The 1504-nt window shown below is 63.8% G+C and carries 2 protein-coding genes; one reads left to right on the forward strand and one right to left on the reverse strand.

Annotation, left to right across the window (positions count from 1 at the left end; genetic code table 11):
* Positions 1-27: 27 nt before the first annotated feature.
* Positions 28-918 carry a DMT family transporter gene (locus EN906_RS33885; RefSeq protein WP_127271454.1) on the reverse strand — a complete coding sequence of 297 codons (891 nt, stop codon included), beginning with the start codon at positions 916-918 and terminating at the stop codon, positions 28-30.
* 28 nt (positions 919-946) lie between these two features.
* On the opposite strand from EN906_RS33885, the gene EN906_RS33890 reads away from it, so the two are divergent.
* Positions 947-1504 (forward strand): PIG-L deacetylase family protein (locus EN906_RS33890; RefSeq protein ID WP_164777595.1); only part of this gene is annotated, 558 nt, incomplete at its 3' end.

Below are 1504 nucleotides of genomic sequence, written 5' to 3' on the forward strand. Positions count from 1 at the left end.
TACGGCCAAGGCGCAACCAGAGTCGGTTTAAAGCCGGGTGCGCGAAAACGGGTTCCAGCGCACGGTGCCCAGCCGCGCTTCCTCACGAACCATGGTCAAAAGGCCGGCGCCGCCAACGACCGCCAGGCCAACCAGCGACAGCCCGTCCGGATATTCCCGGAAGAACAACGCGCCGAGGATCACCGCCCAGGCGATCTGCGAATAATGCGTCGGCGCGACGCGGTTGGCGGGCGCGTATTTCATGGCCAGCAGCTGCAGGAATTGTCCACCCGCGGTGAAGGCACCGGCCATTGCCAGCCACAGCAACTGCTTTCCGCTGGGAACAGTAAAGGCGGTGGCGGCGGCACCGATGCCGTTGAACAGCAGGCCGCAACCGACCAGCACGCCGAGCATGGTGGTGCGCTTTTCCTGCTGCGCCAGCGAGCGCATCAGGATGACGCTGGTGGCCGCGAGGAAAGCAACGCCGAAGGCGGCAAGATGGCCGAGATTGAGTTCGCGAAAGCCAGGCCGCACCACCAGCATGACGCCGGCAAAACCGGCGACCACCGCCAGCCAGCGCCAGGGGCCGACCTTCTCCTTGAGGATCACCGTGGAGAGAATGGTGACGCAGAGCGGCGCCAGGAAGATCAGCGCATAGGACTCGGCCAGAGGAATGGTGGTGAAGGCGTAGACGCTGAGCACGCCGGAAGCGATGCCCGCCCAGGCGCGCGCCTGCACCGCCCATGGTCTTTTGGTGCGCCAGAAATCGCGCCAGCGTTCGCCCGCAGGTCGCGTGAAGAATAGGAAGAAGCCCGCGAACAAAGTTATGAAAAAGCCGATCTCGAAGATCGTGAGTTGACCGCCCAGGCTTTTGACAACGGCATCGCTGCCCGAATAGCTTGCGTAGGCGATCAGGGCGAGCAGGATTCCGTTCGTCACGTTGTTCCAGTTCCGGGGAGAGAGTGATTTGAAAATCCTGGCGCTCGGTGCCCATCCGGACGACATCGAGATCTTCATGTTCGGTACGATGGCCGCCTATGCCGCGCAAGGCGCAGAGCTCACTTTTGCCATGGCCACGGATGGTGCCAGGGGCGGCACGAGTGATCCCGCTGTTCTCGCTCGTGTCCGTCGCGATGAAGCAACGGCCGCGGCTGCGCTGGTAGGCGCAATGCCACGCTTCCTCGACTTCCCGGACGGCGAGTTGGTGGCCGATGCAGCGCTGATCGGAGCTCTGAAAGCACTGATTGGTCAAACCGGCCCGGATCTGGTGATCACGCATGCGCCCAACGACTATCACGCCGACCATCGCGCGTTGTCGGACGGCGTGCGCATCGCGGCGTCTTTCGCCGTCCCGGTGCTGCATGCCGACACGATGGGCGGCACCGGTTTTTCGCCGACGCACTATGTCGACATTTCCGCCCATGCCGACGTCAAGGCCGAGGCGATCCGAATGCATCAGTCGCAGGATCCCGACCGCTTCGTCGACATCGCGCGGACACAGAACGCCTTTCGCGCCGGCCAGTGC

It is taken from the genome of Mesorhizobium sp. M7A.F.Ca.CA.004.06.1.1, from assembly GCF_003999135.1.
Classification (GTDB): Bacteria; Pseudomonadota; Alphaproteobacteria; order Rhizobiales; family Rhizobiaceae; genus Mesorhizobium.